Source organism: Comamonas sp. DB36, from assembly GCF_057914905.1.
Genome location: NZ_CP196631.1, coordinates 4,121,809 through 4,137,455 on the forward strand (window position 1 = coordinate 4,121,809; position 15,647 = coordinate 4,137,455).

General features: G+C 68.2%; 16 protein-coding genes. 12 read left to right on the top strand and 4 right to left on the bottom strand.

Going from position 1 to position 15,647, the window contains the following annotated elements:
* The first annotated feature begins 214 nt into the window (after window positions 1-214).
* The 3 genes from ACSVDO_RS19270 to ACSVDO_RS19280 are packed head-to-tail and all read left to right on the top strand — an operon-like array spanning window position 215 to window position 3,030.
* A complete protein-coding gene (locus ACSVDO_RS19270; protein ID WP_332534785.1) occupies window positions 215-1,195 on the top strand; it encodes a TRAP transporter substrate-binding protein in 981 nt (326 codons plus the stop codon).
* Entirely contained in the window at window positions 1,173-1,739 is a 567-nt protein-coding gene (locus tag ACSVDO_RS19275; RefSeq protein WP_332534783.1) for a TRAP transporter small permease, read from the top strand. The genes ACSVDO_RS19270 and ACSVDO_RS19275 overlap by 23 nt, the downstream gene beginning before the upstream one ends.
* The gene (locus ACSVDO_RS19280; RefSeq protein WP_332534782.1) at window positions 1,732-3,030 is read left to right on the top strand and encodes a TRAP transporter large permease; all 1,299 of its coding nucleotides are present in this window, start codon (window positions 1,732-1,734) and stop codon (window positions 3,028-3,030) included. Before ACSVDO_RS19275 ends, ACSVDO_RS19280 begins: the two co-directional genes overlap by 8 nt.
* Window positions 3,031-3,090: 60 nt before the next feature.
* Here the strand turns inward: ACSVDO_RS19280 and ACSVDO_RS19285 are convergent, their stop codons facing one another.
* On the bottom strand, window positions 3,091-4,035 hold the full coding sequence (locus ACSVDO_RS19285) for a LysR family transcriptional regulator (protein WP_332534781.1): 945 nt from the start codon (window positions 4,033-4,035) through the stop codon (window positions 3,091-3,093).
* A 184-nt stretch (window positions 4,036-4,219) separates the two neighbouring features.
* On the opposite strand from ACSVDO_RS19285, the gene pxpB reads away from it, so the two are divergent.
* The 8 genes from pxpB to ACSVDO_RS19325 all read left to right on the top strand — a co-directional run bounded on the left by pxpB (window position 4,220) and on the right by ACSVDO_RS19325 (window position 11,364).
* The gene (gene pxpB, locus ACSVDO_RS19290) at window positions 4,220-4,918 is read left to right on the top strand and encodes a 5-oxoprolinase subunit PxpB (protein WP_489594102.1); all 699 of its coding nucleotides are present in this window, start codon (window positions 4,220-4,222) and stop codon (window positions 4,916-4,918) included.
* The gene (locus ACSVDO_RS19295) at window positions 4,915-5,898 is read left to right on the top strand and encodes a 5-oxoprolinase subunit C family protein (protein ID WP_489594103.1); all 984 of its coding nucleotides are present in this window, start codon (window positions 4,915-4,917) and stop codon (window positions 5,896-5,898) included. Before pxpB ends, ACSVDO_RS19295 begins: the two co-directional genes overlap by 4 nt.
* 78 nt (window positions 5,899-5,976) lie before the next feature.
* Window positions 5,977-6,738, top strand: coding sequence for a LamB/YcsF family protein (locus ACSVDO_RS19300; RefSeq protein ID WP_489594105.1), 762 nt, complete (start codon window positions 5,977-5,979; stop codon window positions 6,736-6,738).
* Between the two features lie 10 nt (window positions 6,739-6,748).
* Window positions 6,749-7,189 carry an acetyl-CoA carboxylase gene (locus ACSVDO_RS19305; RefSeq protein WP_332548097.1) on the top strand — a complete coding sequence of 147 codons (441 nt, stop codon included), beginning with the start codon at window positions 6,749-6,751 and terminating at the stop codon, window positions 7,187-7,189.
* Window positions 7,182-8,552 carry an acetyl-CoA carboxylase biotin carboxylase subunit gene (accC, locus tag ACSVDO_RS19310; RefSeq protein WP_332548096.1) on the top strand — a complete coding sequence of 457 codons (1,371 nt, stop codon included), beginning with the start codon at window positions 7,182-7,184 and terminating at the stop codon, window positions 8,550-8,552. The genes ACSVDO_RS19305 and accC overlap by 8 nt, the downstream gene beginning before the upstream one ends.
* Window positions 8,542-8,916, top strand: coding sequence for a biotin/lipoyl-containing protein (locus tag ACSVDO_RS19315; RefSeq protein WP_489594108.1), 375 nt, complete (start codon window positions 8,542-8,544; stop codon window positions 8,914-8,916). Before accC ends, ACSVDO_RS19315 begins: the two co-directional genes overlap by 11 nt.
* Window positions 8,913-10,121, top strand: coding sequence for an MFS transporter (locus tag ACSVDO_RS19320; protein ID WP_332534768.1), 1,209 nt, complete (start codon window positions 8,913-8,915; stop codon window positions 10,119-10,121). Before ACSVDO_RS19315 ends, ACSVDO_RS19320 begins: the two co-directional genes overlap by 4 nt.
* A 34-nt stretch (window positions 10,122-10,155) precedes the next feature.
* A complete protein-coding gene (locus tag ACSVDO_RS19325) occupies window positions 10,156-11,364 on the top strand; it encodes an aspartate transaminase (RefSeq protein ID WP_489594110.1) in 1,209 nt (402 codons plus the stop codon).
* Window positions 11,365-11,374: 10 nt separating this feature from the next.
* Here ACSVDO_RS19325 and ACSVDO_RS19330 read toward each other — a convergent pair whose 3' ends face one another.
* The 3 genes from ACSVDO_RS19330 to ACSVDO_RS19340 form a co-directional block, all read right to left on the bottom strand.
* Window positions 11,375-12,547, bottom strand: coding sequence for an iron-containing alcohol dehydrogenase (locus ACSVDO_RS19330; RefSeq protein ID WP_332534764.1), 1,173 nt, complete (start codon window positions 12,545-12,547; stop codon window positions 11,375-11,377).
* A gap of 71 nt (window positions 12,548-12,618) precedes the next feature.
* Window positions 12,619-13,593 (bottom strand): Bug family tripartite tricarboxylate transporter substrate binding protein, encoded by a 975-nt coding sequence (locus tag ACSVDO_RS19335; protein ID WP_489594113.1) that lies wholly within the window; start codon window positions 13,591-13,593, stop codon window positions 12,619-12,621.
* Between the two features lie 131 nt (window positions 13,594-13,724).
* Window positions 13,725-14,744, bottom strand: coding sequence for a fumarylacetoacetate hydrolase family protein (locus ACSVDO_RS19340; RefSeq protein WP_332534761.1), 1,020 nt, complete (start codon window positions 14,742-14,744; stop codon window positions 13,725-13,727).
* A gap of 113 nt (window positions 14,745-14,857) precedes the next feature.
* Between ACSVDO_RS19340 and ACSVDO_RS19345 the strand changes: the two genes are divergently transcribed.
* Window positions 14,858-15,640 carry an IclR family transcriptional regulator gene (locus tag ACSVDO_RS19345; RefSeq protein WP_489594115.1) on the top strand — a complete coding sequence of 261 codons (783 nt, stop codon included), beginning with the start codon at window positions 14,858-14,860 and terminating at the stop codon, window positions 15,638-15,640.
* Window positions 15,641-15,647 lie beyond the last annotated feature (7 nt).

Genomic DNA, 15,647 nt, shown 5'->3' on the forward strand with positions numbered 1-15,647 from the left:
GTTTTGCGGCCCTGGCAAGACTCGGCCAGGCACCCCGACGGGGCAGCCTGCGCCCATCTGGAGCGCTCAAGAAAAATTGCGGACTTAGACAAAAAAAACTGCTTTGACACCCTTTTGACCGCTGATGCACAGTGATTGCACGGCTTTGAAAGCCCGGCCTGCGCGCCCCATGCGCAGGCCAATGGTTCAAACACTTTTTTGAGGAAAAGTCACGATGCAACCCCTTCGCACCGCCGTCGTTTCGGCCATGGCTGCAATGGCCCTGTGGACCGGGCTCGCCCAGGCCGCCACGCTCACCATGTCGGCCGAGCAACCCGACACCAACTACCACACCGAAAACGCGCGCAGCTTCGCCGAGGACGTGAAGACGGCGACCGGGGGCGCGCTGGAGTTGAAAGTGCAGTCCAACTCGATCCTGCTCAAGCGCCCCGAAGTCAAGCGCGGCGTACAGCAAGGCCTGGTTCCCGTCGCCGATGTGCTGCTCGCGGCCATGGGCAACGATGACCCGATCTTCGAGATCGACAACATCCCGTTTCTCGCGCCGTCCATGGACAAGACCCGCCTGCTCTGGCAGACCGCGCGGCCGCTGATCGCCCAGCGCCTGGAGAAAAGCAATCTGGTCCTGCTGTACGGCAGCCCCTGGCCCATGCAGGGCATCTACACCAAGAAGCCCGTGGAGTCGCTCGATGACTTCAAGGGCATGAAGCTGCGCGCGGTCAATGCCTCGGCCTCGCGCATGGCGACGCTGATGGGCGCCGTGCCGACCACCGTGCAGATCGCCGAAGTGCCCCAGGCCTTCTCGACCAACATGATCGACATGATGATGACCTCGTCGGCCACCGGCGTCGACACCAGTGCCTGGGATTACACGCAGTACTTCTACAACCTGCAGGCGGCCGCACCTTTCCACGTGGCCTACATGAACAAGCGCGCGTTCAACGCCTTGCCCGAGGCCCAGCGCAAGGCACTGATGCAGGCCGCCGCCAAGGCCGAGGACCGCGGCTGGGTGCTGGCCAGGGCAGCGGACCAGAAGTACATGGACACGCTGACGGCCAAGGGCATCAAGGTCATGCCCATGCCGCCCAAGCTGGCCGAGCAGCTCAAGGGCGTGGCCAAGACCCTGTCCGACGAATGGGCCAAGAAGGCCGATCCACAGGCGCTGGAGGTGCTCAATGCCTACCGCAACCGTCCTTGACAGCGACGCAGCGCCCGGCGCCGCCCCCCCGCTGAACGCCATGCATTGGCTGGACCGCACGCTGGACGCCATCTCCCGGGTGTCGGGCGCGCTCGGCGGCATCGCGCTGCTGGCCACGGCGCTGCTGGTCGCGGCCCAGGTCGTGGCCCGCATGCTGGGCACGCAGATTCCCGCGGCCGACGATTTTGCGGCCTGGTCGATGGCGGCCACCGTGTTCCTGTCCCTGCCCTATACCTTGCGCCAGGGCGCGCATATCCGCGTCACGCTGGCGCTGCAGGTATTGCCGCCGCGCGCCAAGCAGTTGTGCGAAGTGCTGTCCACGGTCGCGGCGCTGGTGCTCGTGGGCTGGGCCGCCAAGCACTGCACGCTCTTCGTGCACGAATCCTTTGTCGGCAACGAGTTGTCGCAAGGCATGGTGATCCTGCCGATGTGGGTCCCGCAGCTGTCCATGCCCATAGGCATGTGGGGCATGTTCGTGATGCTGCTCGGGCGCCTGGTGTGCGCCCTGCGCGGCGACTACTGGACGGAGGAAGGTCATGGCTGACGTACTGCAAGCGGTCTTCGTGATCGGCGCGATGCTGTTGATGCTCGCCGCGGGCCTGTGGGTCTCGCTGGGCCTGCTGGCCTGCGGCGTGCTCAGCGTGATGTTCTTCACCGATGTTCCGGCCGACATCGTGCTGCCCACCAAGGCCTGGGATTCGGCCGCCAACTGGGGGCTGGTGGCGCTGCCGATGTTCATCTGGATGGGCGAGATCCTGTTTCGCACGCGGCTGTCGCAGGACATGTTCGCCGGCCTGGGGCCGTGGATGCGCATGCTGCCCGGACGCCTGGTGCACGTCAATGTGGTCGGCTGCGGCATCTTCGCGGCGGTCAGCGGGTCATCCGCCGCGACGGCCGCGACCATAGGCAAGATCTCGCTGCCCGAGCTCAAGAAGCGCGGCTACGACGAAGGCCTGGCCGTGGGTTCGCTCGCGGGTGCGGGCACGCTGGGGCTGCTGATTCCGCCCTCCATCGTGATGATCGTCTACGGCGTCGCGGCGCAGGCGTCGGTGGTGAAGCTGTTCATCGCCGGCATCATCCCTGGCATCATGCTGATGGCGATGTTCTCGGGCTACATCGCCTACTGGTCCTGGCGCAATCCCGGCAAGGTGCCGGCCGCGGACCCGCCCATGCCGCTGCGCGAGATGGTCTACCGGCTGCGCCTGCTGCTGCCGGTGCTGGCGCTGATCGCGCTGGTGATAGGCACGATCTACACCGGTGTGGCCACGGCCACCGAGGCTGCGGTGATAGGCGTGGCCGGCTCGCTGGGCATTGCGGGCCTGAGCGGCTCGCTGTCGCGCGCCAGCTTCACCGACAGCCTGATGGGAGCGGTGCGCACCACCTGCATGATCGCCTTCATCATGGTCGGCGCGGGCTGCCTGACCGCGGCGATGAGCTTCTCGGGGCTGCCGACGAACCTCGCGGCCTGGATCTCCTCGCTGGGCCTGAGCCAGTACGGGCTGATCGCGGTGCTGTCGGTGTTCTTCATCATCCTGGGCGCTTTCCTCGAAGGCATTTCCATCGTGGTGCTGACCACCTCGGTACTGATGCCGGCGGTGCTGGCCGCGGGCATAGACCCGATCTGGTTCGGCATCTACCTGATCCTGATCGTGGAGATGGCGCAGATCACGCCGCCCGTGGGCTTCAACCTGTTCGTGATCCAGAACATCACCCATCACAGCCTCTGGTTCCTGATCAAGAAGTCCTTTCCGTTCTTCCTGGTGCTGGTTGCCGCGACGGCCATCGTGACGGTGTTTCCGGACATCGTGCTGTGGCTGCCCAGCGCGATGAAATAGCCGTGCGCTGATGCACCGCTGCCGGCCCCCTGGCCTACGGCCCGGGGGCTTTGTGCATGGTCATTCCGCCAGCGAACGCATCCATGGCTGGCCCGCCTCCTGCTGCACCCGCTCGGCCGCCGCATGCGCCACGCCCTGGGCGCGCCGCAGCACTTCGAGCACGCCCGCGGACGCGCCGCGGCGCGCGATTCCCAGCATGGTGATGGGCAGCGGCGCGGGGCAGTCCCACAGCGTGAGTCCGCCCTGCAGCAGCGGCGCGATGACGAACACCGGCGGAATCGCGGCGACGGCGTAGCCATCGTGCAGCAGCTGCAGGATGGACTCCACCGAGGGCACGTTGGTGATGCGCGCGTTCTCCAGCCCATGGTCCATCAGGAACGCCTGCAAGTTGGCATGGGGCAGCGAGAAGCGCGAGAAGGTCAGTATCCGGTGCGAGACGATTTCCTTGAGCGCATGCGCGCGCGGCAGACCGCTGCACAGCTCGGGGCGCGAGATCCAGTGCACCGGATAGTCGCAGATGCGGCGCACCACATATTCGTTCGTTTCGGTCGCGGGCGTGAAATGCATGTCCTGGAACATGACATCGATGCTGCGCCGAACGAACATGTCCTGCAGGTTGCGCGAAGTGTCGACCGCAATCTCCAGATCGATCAGCGGGCAGGCCGTGGAGATCTCCTTGATCAGCGGCGACAGCCAGGTCTTGACCACGGTTTCCACGGCGCCTATGCGCACCGGGCCGGCCACGGGCGCGTCGCGCTGCGACAGCTGGTGCAGGCCCTTGGTCAGCGCGACGATCTTGCGCGACTGCTCGACCACTTCCTGTCCATGGGGCGTGAGCTTGAGCTGGCGCGCGCTGCGGTCTATCAGCTCGATTCCGAGGTCGTCCTCGAGATTGGCGATGCGCTGCGACACGGCCGTCTGCGTGACATGCATGGCCTCGGCGGCCTCGCGGAAGCTGCCGACGCGTGCCAGGACGATGAGGGTTTCAAGAAAGCGGGTGTTCACGCCAAACCGGCTTGCAAAAACCGTGCCCCCCCGCTGCAGCGCGCCGCGCCCGCGGCCTGCATGCCTGAAGAAAAATTGGTTTTTTTCGTCGAAAAAAAGTCGTTTGCCGCAGCGCGGCGAAGTTTGGATGATCGCTTCATCGCGGCAGGAAATGTCGCTGCAACGGCATTCAGGAAGACCATCCATGACGACAGTCACAACGGAAAAACAGGCAGCCAGCGCGCCAGCGCGCATCCATTTCGCCGGCGCCGGGGGCATCTATCTCGACTGCGGCGACGCCCGCATCGACGTGGGCGTGCAGCAGCGCATCTGGGCGCTGGCCGAAGCGCTGCGCGGCGGCGCGCATCTAGACGGCCTGCGCGAAATCGTTCCCGGCGTGAACAACATCCTGGTGCTGTTCGACCCGCTGGCGCTGGCGCCGACGACCGTGCGCGACTGGGTGCTGGCGCAGTGGGAGCGGGCCACGGCCTGCGCCCGCGCGCCGCGCGTGGTGGAAATTCCGGTCATCTACGGCGGCGAAGGCGGCATCGACCTGCAGGAGCAGGCGCAGCGCGCCGGCCTGGGCGTGCACGACTACGTTGCGCTGCACAGCAGCGCGCAGTTCCAGGTCATGTGCATAGGTTCGACGCCGGGCTTCAGCTACCTGTCGGGCCTGCCCGAACGCCTGCATGCGCCGCGCCGCTCGGTGCCGCGGCTGCGCATTCCCCGCGGCTCCGTGGTCATAGGCGGCGTGCAGGCCGGCGTCATGCCCGATGCCGCGCCTTCGGGCTGGCATATCCTGGGAGTGACTTCGGCGGCGGTGTTCGACGCCGCGCGCGCCGCACCCTGCCTGTTCGAGCCCGGCGACACCGTGCGCTTCGTCGCCCAGGAGGTGATCGCATGATGCAGGTCCTGACTTCGGGGGCGATGAATCTGGTGCAGGACGCGGGCCGCAGCGGCCACCTGCATCTGGGCGTGTGCGCCAGCGGCGCGATGGACCCGCTGGCGCTGCGCTACGCCAACAGCCTCGTGGGCAATGCTGCCGACGCCGCGGGCATAGAGCTGGCGATCTTCCCTTTCCGCGTGCGCTTCGAGCGCGACAGCGTCTTTGCCTGCACGGGCGCCGATGCGCGCATAGAACTCGACGGCCGGCTGATCGCGCCCTGGTGGAGCTGCCGCGTCGCGGCCGGCCAGACGCTGGAGATCCAACGCCCGGCGCGCGGCATGCGCGTCTATCTGGCGGTGGCCGGCGGGGTGGATGTTGCGCCGGTGCTCGGCTCGCGCAGCACCGATCTCAAGGCCGGCCTGGGCGGCATGGGCGGACGCGGCCTCAAGCGCCTGGACATGCTGGCGCTGGGCGCGGCCAGCGCCGACGCGCCGCGCCGCGCCGGCCTGGGCTGCGTGCCGGGCGAAGTGCCCGCGCTGCTGGCGCAGATTGCCCAGGGCTGCGTCAGCGTGCGCGTGCTGCCGGCCGCCGAGTACGAGGAGTTCAGCGCCGACTCGCGCCAGCGCTTCGAGGCCGCGCCCTGGCAGGTCACACCCGACTCGAACCGCCAGGGCTACCGGCTGCAGGGCGCGCAGACGCTGCAGATGGCGCAGCGCCGCGAACTGCTGTCCCACGGCCTGGTGCCGGGCACGGTGCAGGTGCCGCCCGCGGGCCAGCCCATCATCCAGCTTGCCGAAGCCAATACCTGCGGCGGCTATCCCAAGATCGCGACCGTCATCGAGGCCGACCAATGGCGCCTGGGCCAGGTGCCGGCCGGCTGCGCGCTGCGCTTCGAGCGCGTCGACGTGGCCCAGGCCGTGAGCGCCCTGCGCGCCCAGCACGCAGCCTGGCAGGCCCTGGCCGCCCGCCTGCCGCTGGTCGCGACCCGCCTGCACTGATCGCCTTGCGCCATCGTCCACTCCTGCCGTCGGCCCGCACGGCAGGCGGCATTTCACCCCAGCAAAGAGGAACACCACATGAGCAAGACCGTAGACTTGAATTCAGACATGGGCGAAGGCTTCGGCGCCTACCGCCTCGGTGACGACCAGGCCATCCTGAAGATCGTCACGTCCGCCAACATCGCCTGCGGCTTTCACGCCGGCGATCCCGAGATCATGGCCAGCACCTTTGCCGATGCCAAGGCGCAGAACGTCTGCGTGGGCGCGCACCCCGGCTATCCCGATCTGTGGGGCTTCGGGCGGCGCGACATGGCGTTCTCCCCCGCGCAGATCGAGCGCCTCGTGGCCTATCAGGTCGGCGCGGCCATGGCCTTGTCGACCTATGCCGGCAACCCGATCAAGTACGTCAAATGCCATGGCGCAATGGGCCACCAGACCTACCACAGCGAAGCCGTGGCGAGCGCCGTGTGCCGCGCCGTCAAGGCCGTGGACCCGTCGCTGATCCTGCTGTCGATCGCCAACGGCCAGCAGGACCGCGTGGCGCGCGACATGGGCCTGGTCTCCAAGGCCGAGATCTATGCCGACCGCGGCTATGACGAGACCGGTTTCCTGATCGCGCGCAGCCTGCCCGGCGCGCTGCTCAAGGACCCGCAGCAGGCCGCGGACCGCATCCTGCGCATGCTTGCCGCCGGCGGTGTGGAAACCAGCGAAGGCAAGACCGTGGCCACGCCCATCGACTCGATCTGCGTGCACAGCGACACGCCCGGGGCGATCGAGATGGCGGCGCGCGTGCGCGCCCTGCTCGAAGGCGCGGGCGTCACCGTCCAGGCGTTTGCCTGAGGAGAGCGCGATGCAACACCCTTTCGTGGAACACCTGTTCGATCTGTTCGAGCAGTCGGGCGCGCTGGAGATGGAATTTGTCAGCCCCGAAGGCAGCCTGCGGCTGGCGCGCGCGGCCGGCGCTGCGCCGGCGCAGATGCCGGCCCGGCCCGCAGTGGCGACCGCCGCGGCGCCGGCAATGCCGGCCCACCCGGCCCGGCATGCGCTGGCCGCTCCGCTGAGCGGCAACTTCTTTCGCGCCAGCGCGCCCGACGCCGCGCCGTTCGCCCAGGTCGGCTCCATCGTCGAGCCAGGCCAGGTGCTGGGACTGATAGAAACCATGAAGATGCTCAACGAAGTCGAAGCCGACCGCGCGGGGCGCATCGTGTCGTTCGCGATCGACAACGGCCAGGCCGTGCAGGCCGGCGCGGCGCTGCTGGTGATCGAAGCGCTGGAGAGCGCACATGTTTGACAAGCTGCTGATCGCCAACCGCGGCGAGATCGCGGTGCGCATCATTCGCGCCTGCCAGGCCGCGGGCCTGAAAACCGTGGCCGTTCATTCGCTGGCCGACGCCGGGCAGCTGCATGTGCGCCTGGCCGACGAGAGCGTCTGCATAGGCCCGGCACCCGCGGCGCAAAGCTATCTGAACCAGGCGGAAATCCTGCTCGCGGCCCTGTCCACGGGCGCGGGCGCGGTGCATCCGGGCTACGGCTTTCTATCGGAGAACGCGCAGTTCGCCGATGCCGTCGAAGCCGCGGGACTGGTGTTCGTCGGCCCGCGCGGCGACACCATACGCCGCATGGGCGACAAGATCGCGGCCAAGGCGGCGATGCGCGAGGCCGGAGTGCCCTGCGTTCCCGGCTCGCAGGGGGAGTTGTCGCCTGATCTGGAACGCGTGCAGGCCCAGGCGCAGGAGATCGGCTACCCGGTGATCATCAAGGCCGCCGCAGGCGGCGGCGGCCGCGGCATGCGCGTGGTGCACGGTCCCGACGAACTGCCGGCCGCACTGCGCCTCACGCGCGAGGAAGCCGCGCGCGCCTTCGGCAGCGCCGCGGTCTACATGGAGAAGTTCCTGATCCATCCGCGCCATGTCGAGATCCAGGTGCTGGCCGACGGCCAGGGCCGGGCGGTCTGGCTGGGCGAGCGCGACTGCTCGATGCAGCGGCGCCACCAGAAAGTGCTGGAGGAATCGCCGGCGCCGGGCATAGAGCGCAGCGCCATCGCGGCGATAGGGGAGCGCTGCGCCCGGGCCTGCGTGCAGATGAACTACCGCGGCGCGGGAACGTTCGAGTTCCTGTTCGAGAACGGCCAGTTCTATTTCATCGAGATGAACACGCGCGTGCAGGTCGAGCATCCCGTGACCGAAGCCGTGACCGGCATAGACATCGTGGCCCAGCAGTTGCGCATTGCCCAGGGACAGCCGCTGGCCCTGCGCCAGCAGGACATCACGCCGCAAGGCCATGCGATCGAATGCCGAATCAATGCCGAGCATCCCTGGACGTTCCGGCCCTCGCCGGGCACGGTCGCGCAATGGCAGGCGCCACAAGGCGCGGGCATACGCGTGGACACGCATCTGGTGGACGGCGCCGAAGTGCCGCCCTGGTACGACTCGCTGGTCGCCAAGGTCATCGCACATGGCGACACCCGCGCCCAGGCCATTGCGCGCATGCAGCAGGCGCTGCAGGCCATGCGGCTGCAGGGCATAGACCACGGCGCGCCGCTGCTGCAGGCGGTGCTTGCCGACGCCGGCTTCCAGCAGGGCGGCACCGACATCCACTACCTGGAGAAATCACTGGACCGGCTGCAGTCCACAGGAGCACGCCATGCAGATTGAACGCATCGCGCAATGGCTGCAGCGCATGCCGCGCAGCGGCATCACGCAGCTCGAATGCACGCTGGGCCAGGCGACGCTGCGCGTGCTGCTGCCCAGCGCAGCCGTACCGAGCGCGCGCGCCACGACCACCGTTTGCGCCAACGGCTTCGGCATCTTCCATCCGCTGCACCCGCTGCAGCCCCAGCTCGGCGCCCGGATCGGGCGCCCGGTGCAGGCCGGCGAGGCGCTGGGCTTCATCGAAGTCTGCGGCATTCTCACGGCGCTGCCAGCGCCCGCGGCCGGCACCGTCAAGGCCTTGTGTGCGGCCGCGGGACGGTCCGTGCAATACGGCCAGGCACTGGTGCAGCTGGAGTCCGGCGCATGAGCGCCGGCACGCCGTCAACGGCTTCGGCTGCGCTGCTGGGCGTGGCGCAGATCGTGGTCTGGGGCGGCTCGTTCTTTCTGCTGACGGTGCTGGCCGCGCCCATCCATGCGGACACGGGCTGGTCGCTGACCTGGATCTATGGCGCGTTGACCGTGGGCGCGCTGGTCTCGGGCCTGCTGTCGCCCTGGGCCAGCCGGCGCATCGCGCGCGGCCAGGGCCGGCGCGTGCTGCTGCTGTCGAGCTGGCTCGTGGCGCTGGGCCTGGTGATATTGGCGCTCGCGCCCCACTACAGCGTGTTCGTCGCCGGCTGGGTGGTGATGGGAATAGGCATGGCCGGCGGGCTCTACGACCCGCTGTTTGCCGTGCTGGGCGCGCGCTGGGGGGCGCAGGCGCGCAACACCATCTATGTGGTGACGCTGATCGGCGGCTTCGCCTCCACGGTCAGCTGGCCGGCGCTGGCCTGGCTGGAACCCGAACTCGGCTGGCGCGGCACCTGCCTTGCCTATGCGGCCTTCATGGCCGTGGTGATGTCGCCGCTCTACCTGCTGGCATTGCCGCCCGACATCGCGCCCGCATCGGCCGCGCCGCCGCGGCCCGGCGCCGACCGCCAGGCGCTGGCCGACGTGGACCCTGCGCTGATGCGGCTGCTGTCGCTGGTGTTCTGCATCGCTGCCATCCTGATGACCGCGGTATCGGTGCAGATCATCCTGCTGCTGCAAGGCACGGGCCACAGCCTGACCGCGGCGATCGCGCTGAGCGCGCTGATCGGCCCGAGCATGGTCGGCGTGCGCGTGCTCAACCTGGCATTGCGCAATCTGCACGCGATCTGGATGGCGCTGTTCTCTGCCGTTTTCGTCGCGCTGGGCATGCTGCTGATCAGCGCCGTTCCGGCCGCGGCGGCGCTGGGCATCGTCTGCTACGGCGTGGGCAACGGACTGCGCGCACTGGTGCGCGGCACGCTGCCGCTGGCGCTGGTGCCCGCCCATGCCTATGCCCTGGTCATGGGCCGGCTGGCGCGCTCGTCGCTGCTGTGCCAGGCGCTGACGCCCCTGGTCTGCGGCTTCATTCTGTCGCAGTGGGGCGCGCATGCCACGCTGTGGCTGCTGGCAGCGCTGGCCGTCGCCAACGCCGGGCTGTCGCTGCGGCTGCAGTGGTATCTCAGGCAGCAGCGCAGCACCGGGCCGCATGCCGGCGCCCATTCCTGACCGATTTCTTCACCCCCTTCGCTGGAACCCCGCCATGACCGCGATCACCCTGTCCGCACGCCTGCGGCGCATCAAACCGTCTCCCAGCACCAGCGCCGCCGACCGCGCCCAGGCGCTGCAGCGCAGCGGCCGCTCCATCGTCAATCTCGCCGTGGGCGAGCCGGACTTCGACACGCCGGCGCACATCCGCGCGGCCGCGCTGCAGGCCATGGACGCGGGCGCCACGCGCTACACGCCGATCGCCGGCAGCGCTGCGCTGCGCCAGGCCATCGCCCAGAAGCTGCTGCGCGAGAACGCGCTGAGCTATGACGCCTGCGAAACCCTGGTCACCAACGGCGCCAAGAGCGCCATCTACTGCGCGTTCGCCGCCACGCTGGACCCGGGCGACGAGGTGCTGATACCGGCGCCTTACTGGGTTTCCTATCCCGACATGGTGCTGGCCTGCGATGCCCAGCCCGTGATCCTGCCCTGCCCCGAGGACCAGGGCTTCAGGCTCACGGCGGCGCAGCTCGAGGCCGCGATCACGCCGCGCACCCGCTGGCTGCTGCTGAACTCGCCAAGCAACCCCACGGGCGCCTGCTACACGGCCGGGGAATACCGCGCCCTGGCCGAGGTGCTGCAGCGCCATCCGCAGGTCATGGTGATGACCGACGACATCTACGAACACATCGTGTTCACCGCTGCACCCTGCGTGCACCTGCTTGCCGCGGCGCCGCAGCTGCGCGCGCGCACGCTGGTGATCAACGGCGTCTCCAAGTCGTACGCGATGACGGGCTGGCGCATAGGCTACGCCGCCGGTCCGCGCGAACTGGTGCAGGCCATGGAAACGCTGCAATCGCAGACCAGCGGCAATGCGTGTTCCGTAAGCCAGGCGGCAGCCGTCGCGGCCTTGTGCGGCGACCAGACGTTCGTGCGTGAAAGCGCGGCCGTCTATCGCCAGCGGCGCGACCTGATGCTCGCGGGCCTGCGCCAGATCCCCGGCCTGCGCTGCCGCGCGCCCGACGGTGCGTTCTATCTGTTCGTCAACTGCGCGGGCCTGATAGGCAAGCGCACGCCCCAGGGCAAGGTGCTGGCCGACGATACGGACCTGGTGCTGTACCTGCTCGACAGCGAAGGCGTGGCGGTGGTGGCCGGCAGCGCCTACGGTCTGTCGCCCTACTTCCGCCTGTCGATCGCCACCTCGCCCGAAGTGCTGCAGGATGCGCTCGCGCGCCTTGCGCGCGCGGTGCTGGCGCTGCGCTGAAGCCGGCGGTTCAGATCGCCAGGCCCAGGATTTCCCGCGCCTTGGCCGCGTCGATGTCGCGGTGCTCGGACAGCGCGACCATGCCGTGCTTTTCCAGCTGGGCCACGGCCGCGTCCACGGCTTCGGCGCCCAGGTCATAGGCCGACAGCCGCGTGGGCACGCCAAGGCCCTCGAAGAAGTTGCGCGTCTGCGTGATCGCGGCGTTGATGCGGCCTTCTTCCGAGCCTTCGGTGATGCCCCAGACGCGCTCGGCATACTGCAGCAGCTTGGCGTGCTTTTGCTCGCGGCGCGCGTCCATCATCGCGGGCAGCACCACGGCCAGCGTGCGCGCGTGGTCTATGCCGTAGAGCGCCGTGAGTTCGTGGCCGATCATGTGCGTTGCCCAGTCCTGGGGCACGCCCGCGCCTATCAGGCCGTTGAGCGCCAGCGTGGCGCTCCAGACCAGGTTGGCGCGGTCGGCGTAGTCGGGCGTCTCGCTGGCCACGACGCGCGGGCCGATCTCGATCAGCGTCTGCAGCAGGCCTTCGGCAAAGCGGTCCTGCACGCGCGCATCGACGGGGTAGGTCAGGTACTGCTCCATGGTGTGCACGAAGGCATCGACCACGCCGTTGGCCAGTTGGCGCGTGGGCAGCGTATAGGTCTTGGTCGGGTCCAGCAGCGCGAACTGCGGAAACAGCAGGCGATTGGAAAACGGCAGCTTCGCGCCTTCTGCCGCATTTGTCAGCACGCCGCCGTTGTTCATTTCCGAGCCCGTGGCCGGCAGCGTCAGCACCACGCCCAGCGGCGCGGCCTGGGCGACACCGCGCCCGCCCTTGCGCACCAGCTCCCAGGCAGCCGCCGCGTCGGCGCCGGGAAGACGCACGGCCGCGGCAATGAACTTGACGGCGTCGATCACCGAGCCGCCGCCCACGGCCAGCAGGAAGTCGAAGCCGCCCTGCTGGAACTGCGCGACCGCGCGCATCGAAGTCTCCAGCGTGGGATTGGGCTCTATGCCCGCGAAGGTTTCGTGGCGGCGTGCGCCCAGGGCCGCGCGCACTTCGGCCAGCGTGCCGTTCTTCTCGGCGCTGCTGCCGCCGACGACGATCAGCACCTGCGCGGTCTCGGGCAGCAGCTTGCCCAGCTTGGCGATCACGCCCTCGCCGAAAACAATGCGCGTGGGGTTGCTGAAATCAAAATTCTGCATCGTGGCTCTCCTTGGAATGGGGTGGCAGGGCCTGCGCCCTGCTCAACCGCCATTCTGTCAGGACAGCGCGCTCAGTCGAGCTTGATGCCGGCCTTCTGGATGATCTCGCCCCAGCGCTTGGCTTCGGCGCGCGCCATCGCGCGGAACTGTTCCGGCGTGCCCGGCAGCGCTTCCATGCCGAAGTCCTGCATGCGCTTGACGACGGGCGGGCTGGCCAATGCCTTGTTGAGTTCGGCATTGAGCCGCTGCGTGATGGGCGCAGGCAAGGCCTTGGGCGCGAGAATGCCCTGGAAGGCAAAGACTTCGGAATTCGCCACGCCGGCTTCGGCCAGCGTGCGCAGCTGCGGCAGGTTGGCCATGCGCTGGGCCGAGCCTATGGCCAGCGCGCGCACCTTGCCCGACTGGATGATGGGCAGGCCCGAGGCCAGATCCAGGAACATGCACGGCACCTGGCCGCCCATCACGTCGGCCACGGCCGGCGCCGCGCCGCGGTAGGGAATGTGCGTGAGGAAGGTGCCGGTGCGCGCCTTGAACATTTCCATCGCCAGATGGTGGGGCGAGCCGTTGCCGGGCGAAGCGTAGTTGATCTTGCCGGGATTGGCGCGCGCATAGGCCAGGAATTCCTGCAGCGTCTTCGCCTCGAACGCCGGGTTCACGACCAGCGCCAGCGGGAAACGGCTCATGCCGCCCACGTACGTGAAGTCCTTTTCGGGACTGAACGGCAGCTTGCTGAACAGGTGCTCGTTGTAGGCCAGCACGGCGTTGTCGGCCGACATGATGGTGTAGCCGTCGGGCTTGGCCGTCGCCACCTGCTGGGCGCCGATGTTGGTCGATGCGCCGGGCTTGTTCTCGATGACGATGGTCTGGCCCAGGCTCTGGCGCATGGCTTCGGCCACGGTGCGCGCCAGCACGTCGGTGCCGCCACCCGGCGGATAGGGGACGACCCAGCGAATGGCCTGGTCGGGCCAGTTCTGGGCCAGTGCCTGCGATGCGAAAGGCGCGGCGGCAGTGGCCGTCATCGCGGCCAGAAAATGTCTGCGGTCCATTTTTTGTCTCCTGAGGAAAAAGACCGGCGTCGCCCGCGGCGCGCCGGTGGATGCATGAAGGGCGTGCATGGCAAGGCCATGCCGCGCCGGCCGGCACTCTGTGGTGCCGGTCCCGCGCGCGCTCCGGGGTTTCAGGCCGGGGTTTCGCCGGGCGCGGCAATCGTCTGATCGATCGCGCCGAAAATGCTCTGGCCGTCGCGGCCCTTCATTTCAATGCGTATGGTGTCGCCGAACTTCATGAACTCGGTCACGGGAGCGCCGGTCTGAATGGTTTCTATGCAGCGCTTTTCGGCGATGCAGCTGTAGCCCTTGGGCCACTGCATCGCGCTGCCTTCGCCCACGCCCTTGTTGCTCACGGTGCCGCTGCCGACGATGGTGCCGGCGCGCACATTGCGTGTCTTGCAGATGTGGGCGATCAGCTGGCCGAAGTGGAAGGTCATTTCGGGGCCGGCGTCGCACATGCCGACCTTGCGGCCGTTCCAGATCGACTGCAGCGTCAGGTTCAGCCGGCCCGCGTCCCAGGCATCGCCCAGCTCGTCGAGCGTCACCGCGACCGGGCTGAACGCCGTCGCCGGCTTGCTCTGGAAGAAGCCGAAGCCCTTGGCGAGCTCGGCGGGAATCAGATTGCGCAGCGACACGTCGTTGACCAGCATCACCAGGCGAATGCCCTGCAGCGCCTGGGCTGGTGTGCTGCCCATGGGCACGTCGGTCGTGACCACGGCGATCTCGGCCTCGAAGTCGATTCCCATGGCTTCGCTGGGAACCACCACGTCGTCACAGGGACCGATGAAGTCATCGGAGCCGCCCTGGTACATCAGCGGGTCGGTGTAGAACGTTGCCGGCACTTCGGAGTTGCGCGCCTGGCGCACCAGCTCCACATGGTTGAGATAGGCAGAACCGTCGGCCCACTGGTAGGCGCGCGGCAGCGGCGCCATGCACTGCTCGGGATTGAAGGCGAACGCATGCGGCGCCTTGCCGGCGTTGAGCTGCTGGTACAGGTCCTGCAGCTGCGGCGCCATGAAGGCCCAGTCGTCCAGCACCTGCTGCATGCGGCTGGCAATGCCGGTCGCATAATGGGCCAGGCCCAGATCGCGGGAGACAACGACCAGTTGGCCGTCGCGCGAGCCGTCTTTATAAGTAGCGAGTTTCATGGTGGCTGGAACTTCAATGGCGGGGACAGAAAGGCGCGGCCTGCAAGGGCAGCGATGAGATTACGCTTGGGTAAATGAGTTTACCTAAACAAAACAATGGAATTTTAGTGCATATGGAAAAGGAACGCGCAGGTATTCAGTCGGTCGAAGTCGGTTTTGCGCTGCTCGAAGGCCTGGCGCGCGCGCGCGCGCCGCTGATGCTCAAGGAAGTCGCGGCGTCGGCGGAGATGAGCGCCGCCAAGGCGCACCGCTATCTGGTGAGCTTCCAGCGCCTGGGCCTGGTGACGCAGGACAGCCGCACTTCACGCTATGACCTGGGCCCGGCCAGCCTCAAGCTGGGCCTGGCCGCGCTCACGCGCCTGGACCCGGTGCGCCTGGCGCGCGAACGCATGCCGCTGCTGCTCGAAGCGCTGCAGCACACGGTCGCGCTCGCCGTCTGGGGCAACCATGGCCCGACCATCGTGCATTGGGAAGAATCGGCGCAATCGGTCACGGCCAATCTGCGCCTGGGCGATGTGATGCCGCTGCTGTCTTCGGCCACGGGGCGCTGCTTTGCCGCGTACCTGCCCGCGGAGCTGACACAGGGCATGCTGGACGCGGAAATGCAGCGCGCGCGCCAGATCGGCCGCAGCGACCTGCCGCTCACACCCGAAGGCGTGCGCGCCATGCTGGCCGAAGTGCGTGCCCACGGCACGGCACGCGTGGTCGACACGCTGCTGCCGGGCATCGTCGCGTTCTGCACGCCGGTGTTCGACTCGTCGGGCCATATCGTGATGGGCATCACCACGCTGGGCTCGATCGCCACCTTCGATCCGGCCTACGACGGCGCCATCGATGCCCAGTTGCGCACCGCCGCGCTGCAGCTTTCGGCCGACCTGGGCCACGCGAGCCGCTGAAGCGGCG